14 protein-coding genes are annotated in these 16640 nt (G+C 66.4%); 6 read left to right on the top strand and 8 right to left on the bottom strand.

Annotated elements, in window-relative coordinates; translation table 11 throughout:
• The first annotated feature begins 58 nt into the window (after positions 1-58).
• On the top strand, positions 59-1030 hold the full coding sequence (locus FHW97_RS01630) for a type II secretion system F family protein (protein ID WP_022675892.1): 972 nt from the start codon (positions 59-61) through the stop codon (positions 1028-1030).
• 16 nt (positions 1031-1046) lie between these two features.
• Positions 1047-2054, top strand: a complete 1008-nt coding sequence (locus FHW97_RS01625) for a type II secretion system F family protein (protein ID WP_171797822.1) — start codon at positions 1047-1049, stop codon at positions 2052-2054.
• Between the two features lie 157 nt (positions 2055-2211).
• Here FHW97_RS01625 and FHW97_RS01620 read toward each other — a convergent pair whose 3' ends face one another.
• The 4 genes from FHW97_RS01620 to FHW97_RS01605 all read right to left on the bottom strand — a co-directional run bounded on the left by FHW97_RS01620 (position 2212) and on the right by FHW97_RS01605 (position 5212).
• The gene (locus FHW97_RS01620) at positions 2212-2973 is read right to left on the bottom strand and encodes a hypothetical protein (protein ID WP_062786068.1); all 762 of its coding nucleotides are present in this window, start codon (positions 2971-2973) and stop codon (positions 2212-2214) included.
• Between the two features lie 71 nt (positions 2974-3044).
• Positions 3045-3503, bottom strand: coding sequence for a MarR family winged helix-turn-helix transcriptional regulator (locus tag FHW97_RS01615; protein ID WP_022674476.1), 459 nt, complete (start codon positions 3501-3503; stop codon positions 3045-3047).
• 154 nt (positions 3504-3657) lie between these two features.
• On the bottom strand, positions 3658-4554 hold the full coding sequence (gene mtnP, locus FHW97_RS01610; RefSeq protein ID WP_216647599.1) for an S-methyl-5'-thioadenosine phosphorylase: 897 nt from the start codon (positions 4552-4554) through the stop codon (positions 3658-3660).
• Positions 4544-5212 (bottom strand): TetR family transcriptional regulator, encoded by a 669-nt coding sequence (locus FHW97_RS01605; protein ID WP_171797821.1) that lies wholly within the window; start codon positions 5210-5212, stop codon positions 4544-4546. Before FHW97_RS01605 ends, mtnP begins: the two co-directional genes overlap by 11 nt.
• A 95-nt stretch (positions 5213-5307) precedes the next feature.
• Between FHW97_RS01605 and thiL the strand changes: the two genes are divergently transcribed.
• From thiL to FHW97_RS01590, 3 genes are all read left to right on the top strand, one after another.
• Positions 5308-6195, top strand: a complete 888-nt coding sequence (gene thiL, locus FHW97_RS01600; RefSeq protein WP_171797820.1) for a thiamine-phosphate kinase — start codon at positions 5308-5310, stop codon at positions 6193-6195.
• A gap of 159 nt (positions 6196-6354) precedes the next feature.
• Positions 6355-8454: a sodium-translocating pyrophosphatase gene (locus FHW97_RS01595; RefSeq protein WP_171797819.1), complete on the top strand. Its 2100-nt coding sequence runs from the start codon at positions 6355-6357 to the stop codon at positions 8452-8454.
• Positions 8455-8728: 274 nt separating this feature from the next.
• Entirely contained in the window at positions 8729-9625 is an 897-nt protein-coding gene (locus FHW97_RS01590) for an acyl-CoA thioesterase II (RefSeq protein WP_171797818.1), read from the top strand.
• Positions 9626-9637: 12 nt separating this feature from the next.
• On the opposite strand, the gene FHW97_RS01585 is transcribed toward FHW97_RS01590, so the two are convergent.
• The 3 genes from FHW97_RS01585 to uvrC all read right to left on the bottom strand — a co-directional run bounded on the left by FHW97_RS01585 (position 9638) and on the right by uvrC (position 13418).
• Entirely contained in the window at positions 9638-10249 is a 612-nt protein-coding gene (locus FHW97_RS01585) for a hypothetical protein (RefSeq protein ID WP_171797817.1), read from the bottom strand.
• Complete coding sequence (locus FHW97_RS01580; protein ID WP_171797816.1) at positions 10246-11196, bottom strand: hypothetical protein; 951 nt, start codon at positions 11194-11196, stop codon at positions 10246-10248. The genes FHW97_RS01585 and FHW97_RS01580 overlap by 4 nt, the downstream gene beginning before the upstream one ends.
• Positions 11197-11474: 278 nt before the next feature.
• Complete coding sequence (gene uvrC / locus FHW97_RS01575) at positions 11475-13418, bottom strand: excinuclease ABC subunit UvrC (RefSeq protein WP_171797815.1); 1944 nt, start codon at positions 13416-13418, stop codon at positions 11475-11477.
• Between the two features lie 134 nt (positions 13419-13552).
• On the opposite strand from uvrC, the gene FHW97_RS01570 reads away from it, so the two are divergent.
• Positions 13553-13939 carry a PilZ domain-containing protein gene (locus tag FHW97_RS01570; RefSeq protein ID WP_022675627.1) on the top strand — a complete coding sequence of 129 codons (387 nt, stop codon included), beginning with the start codon at positions 13553-13555 and terminating at the stop codon, positions 13937-13939.
• A gap of 4 nt (positions 13940-13943) precedes the next feature.
• Here FHW97_RS01570 and FHW97_RS01565 read toward each other — a convergent pair whose 3' ends face one another.
• Positions 13944-16571: a TonB-dependent receptor gene (locus FHW97_RS01565; protein ID WP_171797814.1), complete on the bottom strand. Its 2628-nt coding sequence runs from the start codon at positions 16569-16571 to the stop codon at positions 13944-13946.
• Between the last annotated feature and the right edge of the window lie 69 nt (positions 16572-16640).

Genomic DNA, 16640 nt, shown 5'->3' with positions numbered 1-16640 from the left:
GCCACGCCGTCACCGCGCGATGCAGTTTACGGTTTCCTTCAGGTAGGCAGGTTCCCCGATGCTCAATCCCCAGCTGATCTTGCTCTTTGGCGGGCTTGGTATCGCGCTGCTGCTGGCCGTGGCGGCGTTCAGCGGGCCGAGTGCCGGCAAGGAAGGTGCACGCCGCCTGCAACAGGTGCGCTTCCGCCATTCGGATAGCGCGGTCGACAAGGTGGAAGCGCAGTATCGCAAGGCGATCGCCTCGCGCACGCCCCGCGCCTATCGCGTTGCCGGCTCTGCCTCGCGCACAGAGGCGCTGGCCCTGCGCCTGCACCGCACCGGCAAGGGCTGGACCCTGTCGCAATATCTCTATGCCTCGCTGGGCCTGGGGCTGGGGATCGCCGCGCTGATCTTCCTCAAGTCTGGCTCGCTGCTTCTCGCGATACCGGCCGGCGTTCTGGTCGGCGCGGGGCTGCCGCACATGGTGGTGAACCGCGCGATTACCAAGCGCGCCAACGCCTTTGTCACCCGCTTTCCCGATGCGCTGGAACTGCTCGTGCGCGGCCTGCGCTCTGGCCTGCCGATCACCGAAACGCTGGGCGTCGTCGCCAGCGAACTGCCCGGCCCGGTGGGGGAAGAATTCAAGCTGGTGACCGACCGCATCAAGGTGGGCAAGACCATGGAAGAGGCGCTGCAGGATACCGCCGACCGCCTCGACATGGCCGAGTTCAGCTTTTTCTGCATTACTCTGGCGATCCAGCGCGAAACCGGTGGCAACCTGGCCGAAACCCTCGCCAACCTGGCTGACGTGCTGCGCAAGCGTGCGCAGATGAAGCTCAAGATCAAGGCGATGAGTTCGGAATCCAAGGCTTCGGCCTATATCGTCGGCGCCCTGCCGTTCATCGTCTTTGCCCTGATCTACTGGATCAACCCGGTCTACATGGGCAAGTTCTTCGTCGACGAGCGCCTGATCATCGCCGGCCTGGGCGGGCTGTGCTGGCTGGGCCTGGGCGCCTTCATCATGGCCAAGATGGTCAGCTTCGAGATCTGAGCCAAGGAACGCGCTGATGCAACCGAACCCCGCACCCACGCTGCTTGGCATCAATGTCGTCCATGCCGGCTCGATCATGCTGATGATCGCGGCCGCGGCGATGATCCTGGCGATTTATGCCGCGATCACCGTACGCGATCCCATGGCCAAGCGGGTCAAGGCGCTGAGCGAGCGACGCGAACAGCTCAAGGCCGGGATCATCAACTCGGCCGCGCGCAAGCGCCATTCGATCGTGCGCCGCAACCAGACCACCGACACGATCCGCGGCGTGCTGGAAAAGCTGCGCGTGCTGCAAGACAGCCAGTTGGCCGTGGTGCAGCAGAAGCTGGCCCAGGCCGGCATCCGCAAGAAGGAATGGGCCGTCGCGGTGATCTTTGGCCGCATGATCGGCCCGATCGTGCTGGGCGGCCTCGCTATCCTGTGGATCTATGTGCTGCAGTTCTTTCCCGAATGGGGCGCGTTCAAGCGCTTCATGGGTTTCGCGGTCATGGTCATCTTCGGCTACAAGGCGCCCGATATCTGGATCGCCAACCTGGTGTCCAAGCGCACCCATGCCATCCGCAAGGGCCTGCCCGATGCGCTGGACCTGCTGGTGATCTGCGCCGAGGCCGGCCTTACCGTGGACGCTGCCTTTGGCCGCGTGGCGCGCGAGCTGGGCCGCGCCTATCCCGAGCTGGGCGATGAATTCGCACTCACCGCGATCGAGCTGTCGTTCCTCACCGAACGGCGCCAGGCCTTTGAAAACCTTGCCTATCGCGTGAACCTCGATTCGGTGAAGGGCGTGACTACCACCATGGTCCAGACCGAACGCTATGGTACGCCGCTGGCCTCCGCCCTGCGCGTGCTGTCGGCCGAATTCCGCAACGAACGCATGATGCGCGCCGAGGAAAAGGCCGCCCGCCTGCCCGCGATCATGACCGTGCCGCTGATCCTGTTCATCCTGCCCACGCTGTTCATCGTCATCCTGGGCCCGGCGGCCTGCGCGATCAGCGACCAGTTCATCAATCGCAAGCCCGGGCCGTAAGGCTTTGGGCGGGGGGCTTGGTGCCGGGCTTCGCACCACCCCCAAACCCCCTCCTCTGAAGAGGAGGGGGCTTTTATTGTCAGTGCTTTAACTCCCCATCCTCTTTAGAGGAGGGGGTCGGGGGGTGGTGCTGGGCCTGACACTGTACCGCCAAACCTCAAGCAGGAACGCGCACGGCCTGCTCGATCGCACCAAACAGGCTGCGCCCGGCACTGTTGCGGGCTTCGACGCGCAGGGTTTCGCCCGGCCCCAGCGGATCGCCGGGCAGCGGCGCCGACAGGCTGACCAGGGTTCCGGCGGCGAGCGCGCGTTCGGCGGCAAGGCCGGCAATGGTGTCGCCCAGGGTGGGCGGCAGGATCACGTCCTGGGTGTGGCTGCCCCGCGTCACCTTGAGCGGCACGGCCAACGCGCCATCCACCCACGCTTCCGCCAGCGCCGAGGGCGTGACGAAGACCGGCGAGAAATGCCCCGTGGCCCCTGGCGCGCTCTGCACGGCAACCGCGTGGGCCAGGCCGACCAGACGCACCCGGCCCAAGGCCTCGGCCGCGCTGGCGCCTTGCGGCACATCGGCCGTCATCGCCACCAGGCCCACCGCCGAGGCACCGGGCCGGCGCAGCGGATCGCGCGCGCCCATCAGCCCGTCGCCAGGCTGGTGGCGCAGGGCATCGGCCGAATCGGTCCAATGAAACGTACGCGGCAGGGGCGCGGCCGCCTCGCGTTCGTGAAAGCGTTTGCGCGGGATCGCCCCGTGCGCGAGTTCGATGCTCAGGCTTTCGAGAAGATCGGCGTGGCGGTGCCATTCGTCCAGCAGCCGCTGCATCGTCGGCACCACATGATCGGCGTCGGCATACCAGGCGAGATCGTCGGACACCACGATCAGGCGCCCATCGCGCCCCTGCGGCAACGATGCCAGTTTCATGTTCACCTCTCCTGTTTCAGCTGCGACGATATTATCCCGGTTCTATTCTGGTATGGTTTTTGTCTTGAACGTTACTTGGCGCGCGCTTCGAACCGCCGCACCGCGCCCAGCAGCTTGTCGAGCAGGGCACGCAGCTTCTCCGTTTCGCGCGGGGTCAGTGCGGAGAATATTTCCTCGTAAATTTCAAGCGCTTGCGGCCAAATCTGGGCATGGATGGCGCGGCCTTCGGCGGTAAGTTCGAGATGGTGGGAGCGTCCATCGGCCACATTGGGGCTGCGCTGCAGCAGGTTGCGATCCTCCAGCACCTTGCACGCGCGGTTGACGGCAACCTTGTCCATCTGGGTGGCGCGCACCAGGTCGCGCTGGGTCAGCGGGCCGGCATCGCCGAGCACCGCCATGACCCGCCATTCCGAGATTTTGAGCCCGAATTGCATACGATATTCGTTGGCAATGGCCTGGCTCACCGCACCAGAGGTGATGGCCATGCGATAAGGCACGAATTCGGCAAGACGGGTCTGGGTTCCGGGCATGGTTTCGTATCTACGGAAACCAGCGGCAATGGCAATAACGATATTTCTCTTTAATCGCTATGAACTCTTGCAATCGTGCAAGACAAGCTATCGCAGCGCAACTTTCGATACGCGCTGCGATGCAACAGGATCACAGACCGCAGCCGCGTGTCGGCTATGTCTTGAGCGCCCTGCCCGCCACCGCACCCAGCCTGGCGACCAGCACGGGATCGCGCTGCGCCGGCGCCGTCATGATCGCGCCGTCGAGCGCGCGGTCGATCGGACTGGGCGTGCGCAGCTGCGGCAAAAGACCGGCCAGCGCCACGACAGTGGCCTTCGCCGTTGCGGCATTGCCGCGCATCACCGACAGCACCTGGGCAACGTCAACATGATCGCCATCGCGCCAGGCATCGTAATCGGTGACCATGCCGATCAGGGCATAGGGCAGCTCTGCCTCGCGCGCGAGGCGCGCCTCGGGCATCGCGGTCATGCCGATCACGTCGGCACCCCATTGGCGGTAGAGGCGGCTTTCCGCGCGGGTGGAAAACTGCGGCCCCTGCATCGCCAGATAGCAGCCACCCCGGTGCACGCTGGCCCCGGCGGCCTGGGCCGCATCGGCAAGAAGGCCCGACAGGCGCGCACAGACCGGATCGGCGAGCGAGACATGGGCCACCAGCCCTTCCCCGAAAAAGCTTTGCGGGCGGCCATGGGTGCGATCGATGAACTGGTCCACCGCCACGAAGCTGCCCGGTGCCAGCTCTTCGCGCAGCGAGCCGATCGCGGAAATGGCGACAAGGTCGGTCACCCCGCAGCGCTTCATCACGTCGATGTTGGCGCGGTGGTTGATGGCTTCGGGGGAAATCCGGTGCCCGGCGCCGTGGCGCGCCAGGAACACGAATTCCTGCCCGCCGATGCGCCCCAGCGTAACCGGCCCGGATGGCGCGCCAAACGGCGATTGCACCGCGATTTCCTGCACATCGTCCAGCACCGAAAGATCATAGATCCCCGAGCCGCCGATCACCCCGATGCGCCAGCGCGCGCCCGGCGCCTGGGTTTCCCGTTCAGTCTGCAAGAATGCCTGCCATGATGAAATCAACCGTGTGTTCGCGATAGCGGTCGCGCAGCTGTTCGGTCAACGAATCCTGGCCAAAGCAGTGGCGCAGCACCAGCCGTGCGGAAAAGAACCGGTCGGCCGCGCCGCTGACGGTGAAATAGAACATCTGCGGATCGATCGGGCGGAACACCCCGCTTTTCACCCCTTCGCCGATCAGCTGGTCATAGGCGCGGCTAAGCGGGCGCAGGTACTTGTCGGCGATACGCCGCGCTTCGACATCGTCGCTATCGCGCACCAGGCGCATGAGCAGGCGGTTGAGATAGGGGTAGCGGTAATAGGTATCGATGCAGCAGGAAATGTGGTGGCGCAGCTTGTCCTGCGGGGCCATGTCGCCCTTGGCCACCAGGGCGTCGACCGAGCGGACGATCTCGGCCATGTCGCGATCGAGCAAAGCGGTGAGCAGCCCGGCCTTGTTGCCGAAGTAATACTTCACCAGCGCCGAATTGAGGCCCGAGCGCAGCGAGAGTTCGGACAGCGAGATATCGACCAGGTCGCCCTCGCGCATCACCGCAGAGGCCGCCGCCAGCAGCAGATCGCGTGCGCCGCCCGGTGCAGCGGCCGCATCAGGCGGCGGCGCAGCATGGTCGTGCGCGGTCTGTGGTCCTGCGTTGGTCATGTCGCCGTGGTCCTCTTCAACCGATCGATTAGGCGGCGTGGCCAGCCAGGGTCAAGCTACTTGCAAACAACGCTTCAGCCACTACCGCAGCACCCATGGACGAAGCAGCCTTCATCACCGCATTGCGCGCCCTGGCGCCAGACCCTGCCGCGCGCGGGCTGGACGATGACGTGGCGGTGATCGCGCTGGGCGGGGAGCATCTCGTGCTCACCCACGACATGATGGTGGAAGGCGTGCACTGGCTGCCCGGCCAGGACCCGGCCGACGTGGCGTGGAAACTGGTGGCGACCAACCTGTCCGATCTGGCGGCCAAGGGCGCGGCGCCGCTCGGCGTGCTGCTGGGCTATGGCCTGGGCGGCGGCGAAGAGCGGTTCCTGGCCGGGCTGGCGCAGGCGCTGGCGGCGTTTGCCGTGCCGCTGCTGGGCGGAGACACCGTGCGGCGGGTCGGCCCGGCGGCCCATGGCCTTACTGCGCTGGGCCGCGCCACGCATTGCCCGGTGCCCACGCGCAGCGGCGCACAGGTGGGCGACAGGCTGTGGGTCACCGGCAGCCTGGGCGATGCCATGCTGGGGTTCGAGGCGCTGCGTGACGGGCGCGAGGGGCGCATTGGCCGCGATACCACGCGCTTTGCCCGCCCGGTGCCGCGCCTGGCCGAAGGGCGGGCGCTGGCCCCCCTGGTTGGCGCGATGATGGACGTGTCGGACGGGCTGCTGCTCGATGCGACGCGCATGGCCCGTGCCAGCGGCGTGACCCTGGCAATCGACAGCGCCGCCTGCCCCGTGCCGCCAGACCTTCCCTCTGCCCGCCGGCAAGAGGCGCTGTCATGGGGTGATGACTACGAACTGCTGTTCACCCTGCCAGCGGGCACCACGCCCCCCTGCCCGGCCACCTGCATCGGCGAGGCGCGGACCGCTGGCCCCATGCCCTTGCTGCTGGATGGCGCCTGCCCGCAAGGGCCGCTGGGCTATGAACACCGCGGCTGAAACCTAGCAGCACACAACAGCCGCTCGGTGGCACAATACCGCTTGCGGGCGGCGGCAAATGATTTAGCTTCCATTTCGTTCCCAGCCAAAGTGCGGGGACATGGTGTACCTGGCACGCAAAAGACAAGCCGGGGCACGGGAAGTTAGGGGGATGCCATCGTGAACCTTGTCGTAACCGCAATCGGGTTGGGGTTACTGGCTGTGCTTTATGGCTTCATTACCAGCCGTCAGGTGCTGGGAAGCCCGGCCGGAAACCAGAAAATGCAAGACATTGCCGGCGCTATCCAGGAAGGGGCGCAGGCCTATCTCAAACGCCAGTACGGCACCATCGCCTTGGTGGGCGTGGTCGTGGCCGCCATCGTTTCGATGACGCTGCACCCGCTGCCGGCGCTGGGCTTTGTCATTGGGGCCGTGCTTTCGGGCGTGGCTGGCTTCATCGGCATGAACGTGTCGGTGCGGGCCAACGTGCGCACCGCCGCTGCCGCGCAAAGCGGCCTGCAACAAGGCCTTACCCTGGCGTTCCGCGCCGGGGCGATCACCGGCATGCTGGTGGCGGGCCTGGCCCTGCTCGCGATCGCGGGCTTCTTCTGGTATCTGGTGTTCGTGGCCGGTTATGAACCGGGCGATCGCACCGTGGTCACGTCACTCACCACGCTGGCGCTGGGCGCCTCGCTGGTGTCGATCTTTGCCCGGCTGGGCGGCGGCATCTTCACCAAGGCGGCCGACGTGGGCGCCGATCTGGTCGGCAAGGTGGAAGCCGGCATCCCCGAGGATGATCCGCGCAACCCGGCGGTGATTGCCGACAACGTGGGCGACAACGTGGGCGATTGCGCCGGCATGGCCGCCGACCTGTTCGAAACCTATGTCGTCACCGTGGGCGCCACGATGGTGCTGACGGCGCTGCTGATCAAGGGCGTGGGCGATCTGCTGCTGCCGCTGATGTCGCTGCCCCTGCTGATCGGCGGGGTCTGCATCGTCACCTCGATCATCGGCACCTATTTCGTCAAGCTCGGTCGCAGCAACAACATCATGGGCGCGATGTACAAGGGCTTCCTGGTCACGGCCCTGCTGTCGATCCCGGCGATCTGGTTCGCCACGCAAGCGGCGCTGGGCAGCATGGAAGCGCCGATCGGCGACCAGGGCTTTACCGGCCGCACGCTGTTCTATTGCGCGCTGGTTGGCCTGGCGATCACCGGGCTGATCATCTGGATCACCGAATACTACACCGGCACCGGCTATCGCCCTGTGCGATCGATCGCCAAGGCATCGGTCACCGGCCACGGCACCAACGTGATCCAGGGCCTGGCCGTCAGCCTGGAAGCCACGGCCCTGCCCACGCTGGTGATCTGCGCGGGTATCATCGTCGCCTATCAGCTCGCCGGACTGATCGGCATTGCCTATGCCGCGACGGCAATGCTGGCGCTGGCCGGCATGGTCGTGGCGCTCGACGCCTATGGCCCGGTAACCGATAATGCCGGCGGCATTGCCGAAATGGCCGGCCTGGAAGACACCGTGCGCGAACGCACCGATGCGCTCGACGCGGTGGGCAACACCACCAAGGCCGTCACCAAGGGCTATGCCATCGGTTCGGCCGGGCTTGCCGCCCTGGTGCTGTTTGCCGCCTATACCACTGACCTGCGCGAGTTCTTCCCGGATCTGAATGTCGATTTCAGCCTGGAGAACCCCTATGTCATCGTCGGGCTGCTGCTGGGCGCGCTGCTGCCCTATCTGTTCGGCGCGATGGGGATGACCGCCGTGGGCCGCGCCGCTGGCGACGTGGTGGTGGACGTGCGCGAGCAGTTCGCCGCCGATCCGGGCATCATGGCCGGCACCAGCCGCCCGGACTATGCCCGCACGGTGGACCTGGTCACGCGGGCGGCGATCAAGGAGATGATCCTGCCCTCGCTGCTGCCGGTGCTGGCGCCGATCGCGGTCTATTTCGTGATCATGGCGGTGGCAGGGCAGGCCAATGCCTTTGCCGCGCTGGGCGCGCTACTGCTGGGCGTGATCGTGGGCGGGCTGTTCGTGGCCCTGTCGATGACATCGGGCGGCGGGGCGTGGGACAACGCCAAGAAGTATATCGAGGATGGCCATTACGGCGGCAAGGGTTCCGACGCGCACAAGGCGGCGGTGACCGGTGACACCGTGGGCGATCCTTACAAGGACACGGCTGGCCCGGCCGTGAACCCGATGATCAAGATCACCAATATCGTTGCCCTGCTGCTGCTGGCCGCCCTGGCCAGCCACGCGGCAGGCTGAACCGGCTTCCGTGGGCTGCCGGCATACTGGACCGGTGGCCCACGGCAGACACGCGGAAAAGCGGGGAAAACCCCGCCCGCATGGGCCCGAGGTTGGGGAGGAGAAGGACAGGCCCCGTCTGGCCGCAAGGCTGGGCGGGGCCTGTTTCCTGGCCCGGGTGGTTCATCACCTGCCCCTGGTTTCATATTTGTGACGAGCCGCCGCGATGCGTTGACCTTGGCGGAACGCCTGGAATAGGCGCGCGATCATGCTGCACCCGCTCTCTTCCACCCTGATGTCCGATTCCAATGATCCTGCCGCGACGGCCGCCGGCCTTGTCCGGCTGCTGACGGTTCAGCCCGAGGCCGGCGCCGATCTCTTTACCGGGCCGCGCAAGCCCGGGGGCGTGGGCCGCGTATTCGGCGGGCAGATCGTGGCGCAGGCGCTTGCCGCCGCACAGGCCACCGTCGCCGCCGATCGGCCGGTGCATTCGCTGCATGCCTATTTCCTGCGCCCAGGCAGCGAAGATGCCGACACGCGCTATACCGTGATGCGCGATCTCGATGGCGGCAACTTTGCCAACCGCCGCGTGGTGGCAAGCCAGGGCGACGCGCCGATCTTCACCATGACGGCATCGTTCCACCGCCGTAGCGAGGCCGGCGAGGGCCTTGCCCTGCAGCACGGCCTGCCGATGCCTTCGGTGCCCAGCCCCGATGACCTGCCGAGCGAGGCGGACCTGCTCACGATCTATGCCGATCGCCTGTCAGAGCAGCGCCGCGCCCTGCTGTCGCGGCCGCGCGCGATCGAGATGCGCCCGGCCGAACCGCTCAACTGGCTGCGCGAAACCCCGGCCGAACCGGTGGCGCACACCTGGCTGCGTTGCGTGGCGCCGATGCCCGATGATCCGGCGCTGCACCGCGCGGTGATCGCCTATGTCAGCGACATGACCTTGCTCGGCACCAGCCTGCTGCCCCACGGCATCAGCGGCAAGGCCGGCAGCGCCCAGGTTGCCAGCCTTGACCATGTGCTGTGGTTCCACGCCGATGCCCGCGCCGATCAATGGCTGCTCTATGCCTGCGACAGCCCTTGGGCCGGGAACATGCGCGGTTTCAGCCGTGGCCGCATCTTTACCCAGGATGGCCGCCTGGTGGCCGAAACCGCGCAAGAAGGCCTGGTGCGCCGCCGCGCCTGAACCGTCGCCGCGCTATTTGCCGGGCCGCGGCGCTGCGGGGCTGGCCATTGCGATGGTCGCCGCGCCGGCAGCGGCCGGCGGGGCGGGCGTGGTGCCAGGCCTGGTAGGCTGGCCGACCAGGGCGCAGGCCATGCGCTCCATTTCCGGGTGGGCCACCATGGCCGTTGCCACAAAGCGCAGCGTGGCGCCGGTGATGTCGGCCGTCACCGTCTTGATCGCCCGGTCGATCGCGGTGCAGGCCTGCAGGTTGGTGGCGCCGCCGCCATAGCGATTGGCCACGAGCGTGGCATAGCTATCGAACGCGCGCTTGTCGGCAAAGCCGTGGGCCGGGCTGATATAGCCACGAATGGCCTTGTCGGCCGCCGCAAACACGCCCTGGTGCACGATCATCATGCGCGAAAAGCTGGTTTCCACATCCATGCCGTGGCTTTTGCAACGCAGCGACACGGTCATCATCATCGTTTGGAACTGATGAAACCGCGCGGCTTCGAACGTCGGGCTATCGAGGCAAGAGGCCGGTGGCGAGATCGGCGGCGGCGCGGCGGCCTGGACCAGCGGGGCACGGCAAAGGGCGAGCAGCATCACGCCTCGGGTCGCCAGGGCAAAGGGCACGCGTCGCATCATTTGGCCACTCCGCAAGACGTGATCGGAACCGCCATCAGCGCGTCGAACTGGCGCACCAGCGCCTGTTGCGCCTGAAAGGCAGCGTCGGCTATCGACTTGTAATCGCGTGCTTCCTTGGCCAGCGCGTTGCGCATGTCGGCATCGCCTGCGGCCATCGCGTCATAGCGGGCCTGGATCGATTGCAGATAGGCGATGGCCTTGCCGTTGTTGGCCTCGGCCGCTTCGCCGGCAGGGCGATAGGTTTGCGCGTGGAAGGCGTTGCGTTCCTCGGCACTGCAAAAACGGGCGGGCAGGACGACCGCCGGCACCGTTTCCAGATGGGGCCGACCGGCTGTAATGTCCTGCGGTGCCGGGGCGGCAGCCTGGGCTGCAGCAGAGGCAGCTGCGGCCGGTGCCGCGGGGGTTTCCTGCGCGGCGGCCAGGCTCGCCAGCAGGCTGGCGGCGGCGGTTTCGTTGGGCCCGGCCTGCGCGGTGGCAGCGACCGCAGCGGTTGGGGCAGCTGCGGGCGGCGGGGTGACTGCGGCCGGCGCGGCGGCAACCGGCACTGGCGCGGCAATCGCCGGCGCAGGCGGCGTAGCCGGCGCTGCCGCCGGGCTACTGGTCGCCCCGCGCCGCAGCGCTGCGGCCTTTACCTTGGCCAGTAGGGCAAAGGTACCGTTGGGAAACTGCTGCAGATAGGCATCGTACATCTCGGGATCGCTGCTGGTCGATACCGAGCGCCAGAATTCCAGTTCGAGCGTCTTGTCGGAAACGGCCGCATCCTGCGCCAGGGCCGCCGCAGTGCCCAGCGGCAGCGCCCCCAGCGCCAAGGCACCCAAGGCCGCCACGCGCAGCACCAGCCGGCCAACCGGCCGCCGCCCCGCACCGACACCCGGCACCACGACTTGTCCCCACTCCTTACGGTGCGACGCGCCAACCTGCGGCGCGCGCCCAACCCCCTGCTTCATCGTACCCCCCAGGCAGCGACGGACCACCCTGCCGGTCGGTCCTGCTCCACCACGTCCCCTGGTGGGCTGCCGATCCTTGCCACATTACGCTGACTATCCCTGTCATGCCGCAAGCTATGTGCAGAGACGTTGCCTAACACGGTTATCGAGCATTAAGGGTGTTTTCGTCATCCCCTATTTGAGGGAAACCGCAAATAACCACTGCGGTACTTCACGCTGGCACAACACCAGCACGACAATTGTCTGATAATTTCCACAAATGCCCCTGGGGCAGCTGTTTACGCCCCGGGATGATAGAAATCATAGATGGTTTGCGCCACCGCGGCGCTGACCCCGGGCGCACGCATGAGGTCTTCGAGCGAGGCGGCGCGCACTTTGCCGGCGGTGCCAAAATGCAACAGCAGCGCACGCTTGCGCGCCGGACCGATTCCCGGAATCTCGTCGAGCGGGCTGGCGGTGATCGCCCGGCTGCGCTTGGCGCGGTGCGCACCAATGGCGAATCGGTGCGCCTCGTCGCGCAGTTGCTGCAAGTAGAACAGCACCGGGGAATTGAGCGGCAGCAGCTTTTCCCGGCCGTCGGGAAAGTGGAAATGCTCGCGCCCGGCATTGCGATCGGGCCCCTTGGATACCGCAATCAGCGGCACATCCTCAATGCCCAGTTCTTCCAGTGTCTCGCGCACGGCCGTCATCTGGCCCTTGCCGCCATCGATCAGCACCAGATCGGGCCAGGTGCCGCCCTGGCGATCGGGGTCTTCCTCCTGCACGCGGCCAAAGCGGCGCGCCATGACTTCGCGCATCATGGCAAAGTCATCCCCCGGCCGGGTTTCGGCGCGCTTGATGTTGAACTTGCGATACTGGCCCTTCTGAAAGCCTTCCGGCCCGGCCACGACCATGCCACCCAGCGCATTGGTGCCCTGGATATGGCTGTTGTCGTAAACCTCGATGCGCTGCGGCACATCGGGCAGTTCCAGGAATTCGGCCAGTTCGCGCAGGATCTTGGCCTTGGTGCCGGTTTCCGCCAGCCGCCGATCGAGCGCCTCCACCGCATTGCGGCTGGCCTGCTCCATCAGCCGGCGCCGGTCGCCACGCTGCGGCACGGTGATCTCCACCTTGCCGCCCGCACCTTCGTGCAGGGCCTCGGCCAGCAACTCCGCCTCGGGCAGGATGCGATCGACCATGATCAGGCGCGGCGGCGGCACTTCCTCGTAGAACTGCGCCAGGAAGCTGGTCATCACCTCGGCCTCTTCCAGCCCCTCGGTGTGGGTGGGGAAGAACGCGCGGTGGCCCCAGTTCTGCCCGCCCCGGATGAAGAAGGCCTGGATCGCGATCTGCCCGCCTTTGCTGGCCATGGCAAAGACATCGCCATTGCCGACGCCTTCGGCATTGATCGCCTGGCTGCCCTGGATGAACGTGGCCGCGCGCAAGCGGTCGCGCAGCATGGCCGCGCGTTCGAAGTCCAGATTCTCGGCTGCCTCGCTCATCTGGGTTTCGATCTCGCGCTGCACCGCGCCCGATTTGCCGCCGAGGAAATCCTTCGCTTGGCGCACCAGTTCGGCATAGTCCGCCTCGGCAATGCGATCGACGCACGGGGCACTGCAGCGCTTGATCTGATAGAGCAGGCAGGGCCGATCGCGCCGCGCCATGAAGCCATCGTTGCAACTGCGCAGCAGGAACAGCTTTTGCAGCGCATTGATCGTGGTGTTGACCGAGCCGGCGCTGGCAAAGGGCCCATAGTAATTGCCCTTGGCCTTGCGCGCGCCGCGATGCTTCATAATCCGCGGAAACGCGTGATCGGCCCGCAACAGGATGAAGGGAAACGACTTATCGTCGCGCAGCAGCACGTTGTAAGGCGGGCGATAGCGCTTGATCAGCTGCGCTTCGAGCAGCAGCGCCTCGGCCTCGGAATTGGTCGTCACGATCGTCATCGACCGCGTCTGGCTGACCATGCGGCGCAGGCGGTTGGGCAGCCGATCGACCTGGGTGTAATTGGCCACGCGATTTTTCAGCGCGCGCGCCTTGCCCACATAGAGCACGTCGCCGCGCGCATCGAGCATGCGATAGACGCCGGGCTTGGGCTTCAGCGTGCGGACAACGTCGCGGATGGTCTCCACGCCGCGTTCCAGATCGGGCTGGTCGGTGCCGCGCATCGTGCTGATTGCGGCGTCTTCATGGAAACGCTCGGTATCACGGTCGGGCGGGGAAGATGCGCTCTTGCGGGCCATCCCTGCCAGATAGTGGCTGTTACCCCGTTTGGGGAGAGCCCGAAAGGATGCCGATCGTGGACAAGTATCATCCGTATATCTACGTAGATGATTGCAGATGATACCTTTACCATGCCGGGGTAAACGTGGCAGCCATGGTGAATGCCCCCGTCACCGGTGATAGTGCAACGCGCGGCCGCCGCGCGGATGCACGGGCAAGGCTCAACATTCCCGGGCGCCTGATCTTGCGCCGTGGCGTGTGCCCCTGCCTGGTGGAAGACCTGTCGCGCACCGGGGCGCGCCTGGTCCTGCAATGCCCGCCGGCGCTGGGCGAAACCGGGGTGCTGGAAATCAACCGCCTCGAAGGGTTCGGCGCCGCCGTGTGGATCAGGGGCGGCCATTGCGGCTTTCACTTTGACGAGCCACTGGCGCTGGAACAGGTGATCGCCCTGCGCCAGTTCGCCGATCATTTCAGCGAACACCGCCGCGAACAGGAACGCACCGCGGCGCGGGAATTCGTCCAGGGCCGGCGGTTCGTCTAGGCCCTCAGAACATCTTGCGGAATTCCAGCTTGAACACCCGCCCGGTGGGATCGAGATAGCCAGCCTGATAGCGCAGCGGAATCGCGCCGGTCTGGTCGGTCACCTTCTGCTGGGCATCGAACACGTTGTTCACCGCCAGAGAAAGCCGTGCATTCTTGAGGAACGGCACGGCCTTGACCACGCCGGGGCGGCGGCCAAGATCGGCAAACAGGCGCAAGTTGAACTTGGCGATGGGGTGGAAATCCAGGCTGGTCGTGCCTGAATCCGCGTGGGCCGATCCGGTGTAGGTGCCGGTCAGGCGCACGCCAAAGCTGCGATAGAAGCCGCCGCCTTCCAGCTCGATACTGTGCCGCGCTACCCCCGTGCTCGACAGCGCGCTGCCGCCCAGCAGATCGTAGACCGTCCCGCCCGGCGTCAGCTGCACCCGGTTCATCAGCATGATCGTGTGGGTCAGCGACAGGTTCCAGCGCCCGCGCCCGTCGAAGCCGCCCGGACCACCGGGGCCACCGGGCCCGCCAGGACCGCCGGGGCCGCCCGGACCACCATGCCCGCCACGTCCACCGCCACCCATGCGTGGCCCACCCGGCCCCATCATGCCCCGCATGCCGCGCTGGCGCACCAGATTGGGATCGGGCGTGCCAAAACTGCCCGCCAGGTTGATGCCATAGCGGAAGCTTTCGCTTTCCTGGCGCGCGTACGTCACCGGGCTTTCGTCGACCGACACGATATCGCCTGCGGCATTGCGCGTGACGCGCCCGGGATAGGCCGCTTCCACCTCGGCCGTCAGCAGGGGGAAGCTGTTGCTGGTGTTGAAACTGCGGTTGTGGAAATATTCCACCACGAAGGTCGAATTGGTCAGGAACGGCAAGGTCCAGTTGCCGGCCAGCTTCACGTCGCGCTGGCGCTCCTTGAGCAGGTCGCGGTTGCCCCCGCTGGTCACCGTAGCCAGCACCGTCTGGCCCTTGATGAAATCATAGATCGCCACGTTCTGGGTGGTGGTCGTTGGCGCGCCCAGTTGCGTCAACGAGGGCGCGGTCTCGGCACCGATGAACGTGCCGGTGAAGCTCAACTTGTCGGTGGGGCGCCAGGTCAGCCCAGCGCCATAATCATAGAGCGCGCCAAAGTCCGACAGCGTGTGCGCCTCGGCATTCATGTTGAGCGACAGGTTGCCGAGGAAACCGCCGAAGTTCTCGCGCTTGCTGGTGATCGGCACGTCGAGGCTGAAACCCAGCTGCGCGTCGCCACGCTTGAGATCAATCGCCCCGTTGGCGGTGCGCGTATCGGTACTGTGGATGCCGGAATAGGCAAAGCCGGTCTTGACTGTAAGCGAGGTTGCCCCGCCCGGCAGGCGGAACGGCTGGCCGTTGGCCGTCGCCAGCGAGGTCAGGCTGTCGGTGCGGCTCAGCGCGCGATCGGCCCCGCCAGCGATGATCGCGCCGCTGGGCAGCGCGCCCGTGGCGCTCAGGCTGCCATCGTCGACCAGCGTTTGCAGGCCCGAAAGATCAGCCGAGCGGTCGATCCGGGTATCGGTGGTGACATGGCTGCCGTCGGCCGTCACCGATAGCTGCCAGGCGCCGATGCCGGTGTTGAGCCCGGCGCCGGCCGAGAGCGTGGTAGTATAGGTGCGCGTGGTCAGCGGCTCGGGCGCGGTGGTGGTGCGCGTCACGCTGTTGCCGCTGTCGGGATCGGTCAGCGTCACGGTGTTGAGGCCGTTCCAGCTGCGGCTGTAATCACGTTGCGCCAGCGCGTTGAGCGTCAACCCGGTGCCCAGTCCGATCGGCTTGGACCAGGTGGCATTCAACGCGGCGCTATCGGCCTTGGCCTGCAGCGTACGGTAATCGGCCTGGTTGGGGTCGCCCGCCACGGTGCTGTTGCCGCCCGTGCCGGTGCCTGTGGCCGCGCTGGCCTGGCTGATGCCGCGCTCGGCTTCGGTGATCGCGCTTTGCGTCGATACCGTGCCAGTCACGTTGATGCGGGCCTTGTTGGCGATCTTGGCCAGCGTGGCTTCCTCGCTCAACCCGGCATAGCTGCCGTTGCCCGGCACGCTGGCCTCGGTTTCGCTGCTGATGCTCTTGTAGTGGTCTTTGAGGATGAAGTTGACCACGCGCTGATCGGGGCGATAGCCGTATTTCAGCGCCACTTCCTCGGGCAGGACTTCCACCCGGCGGATCGCCTCGGGCGGCAGCCCACGCATTTCGCGGAAGTTGGAAATGCGCATGCCATTGAGCAGGATCACCGGCCCGTCGCTGCTGCGCCCGCGCCCGGAATCGGTCTGCGGTGCCAGCACGGTCAGCAGATCCTGGATCGAATTGACGCCATAGGCGGCGATTTCGTCTTCATCCAGCGTCACGATCGGGGGCTGCTGCGCCTGCACCACGCCCTTGATCGGCGCGGCGTTGACCAGGATTTCACCGGTCACGTCGTCCACGCCGTCACCGTTGGCATCCACGCCCAACTGGCCCTGGGTATTGACCATCTGCTGGCCGCTGCCGCCAGCGGTTGCGCCGGTGGTGCCATCGGCCTCAGGGGCAGGAGCGGGCGCCTGCGCAGCCTGGTCTGCGGCCAAGGCCCGCTCACCCCCGCAAACGGCAAGCGCGGAAACGGCACACAGCAAGGCAAGACGAACAGACACGCGCAACAAACCCCATCATGGCTTCGAGGCGATCCTGCTGGCGCGCCTGACAAATTGAAACAACACACA

The sequence above is a fragment of the Novosphingobium sp. SG754 genome, assembly GCF_013149315.1.
Classification (GTDB): domain Bacteria; phylum Pseudomonadota; class Alphaproteobacteria; order Sphingomonadales; family Sphingomonadaceae; genus Novosphingobium; species Novosphingobium capsulatum.
Note: the sequence above shows the minus strand (reverse complement) of the source record. Positions and strands in the feature narration are given on the sequence as shown.

What these genes read in the sequence shown, in the direction of transcription:
- FHW97_RS01630 (WP_022675892.1), top strand. Translation starts at nt 59, where the DNA reads ATGCTCAATCCCCAGCTGATCTTGCTCTTTGGCGGGCTTGGTATCGCG.
- FHW97_RS01570 (WP_022675627.1), top strand. Translation starts at nt 13,553, where the DNA reads ATGGTGAATGCCCCCGTCACCGGTGATAGTGCAACGCGCGGCCGCCGC.
- uvrC (WP_171797815.1), bottom strand. Translation starts at nt 13,418, where the DNA reads ATGGCCCGCAAGAGCGCATCTTCCCCGCCCGACCGTGATACCGAGCGT.
- FHW97_RS01580 (WP_171797816.1), bottom strand. Translation starts at nt 11,196, where the DNA reads ATGAAGCAGGGGGTTGGGCGCGCGCCGCAGGTTGGCGCGTCGCACCGT.
- FHW97_RS01615 (WP_022674476.1), bottom strand. Translation starts at nt 3,503, where the DNA reads ATGCCCGGAACCCAGACCCGTCTTGCCGAATTCGTGCCTTATCGCATG.
- FHW97_RS01585 (WP_171797817.1), bottom strand. Translation starts at nt 10,249, where the DNA reads ATGATGCGACGCGTGCCCTTTGCCCTGGCGACCCGAGGCGTGATGCTG.
- FHW97_RS01625 (WP_171797822.1), top strand. Translation starts at nt 1,047, where the DNA reads ATGCAACCGAACCCCGCACCCACGCTGCTTGGCATCAATGTCGTCCAT.
- FHW97_RS01590 (WP_171797818.1), top strand. Translation starts at nt 8,729, where the DNA reads ATGTCCGATTCCAATGATCCTGCCGCGACGGCCGCCGGCCTTGTCCGG.
- thiL (WP_171797820.1), top strand. Translation starts at nt 5,308, where the DNA reads ATGGACGAAGCAGCCTTCATCACCGCATTGCGCGCCCTGGCGCCAGAC.
- FHW97_RS01620 (WP_062786068.1), bottom strand. Translation starts at nt 2,973, where the DNA reads ATGAAACTGGCATCGTTGCCGCAGGGGCGCGATGGGCGCCTGATCGTG.
- FHW97_RS01605 (WP_171797821.1), bottom strand. Translation starts at nt 5,212, where the DNA reads ATGACCAACGCAGGACCACAGACCGCGCACGACCATGCTGCGCCGCCG.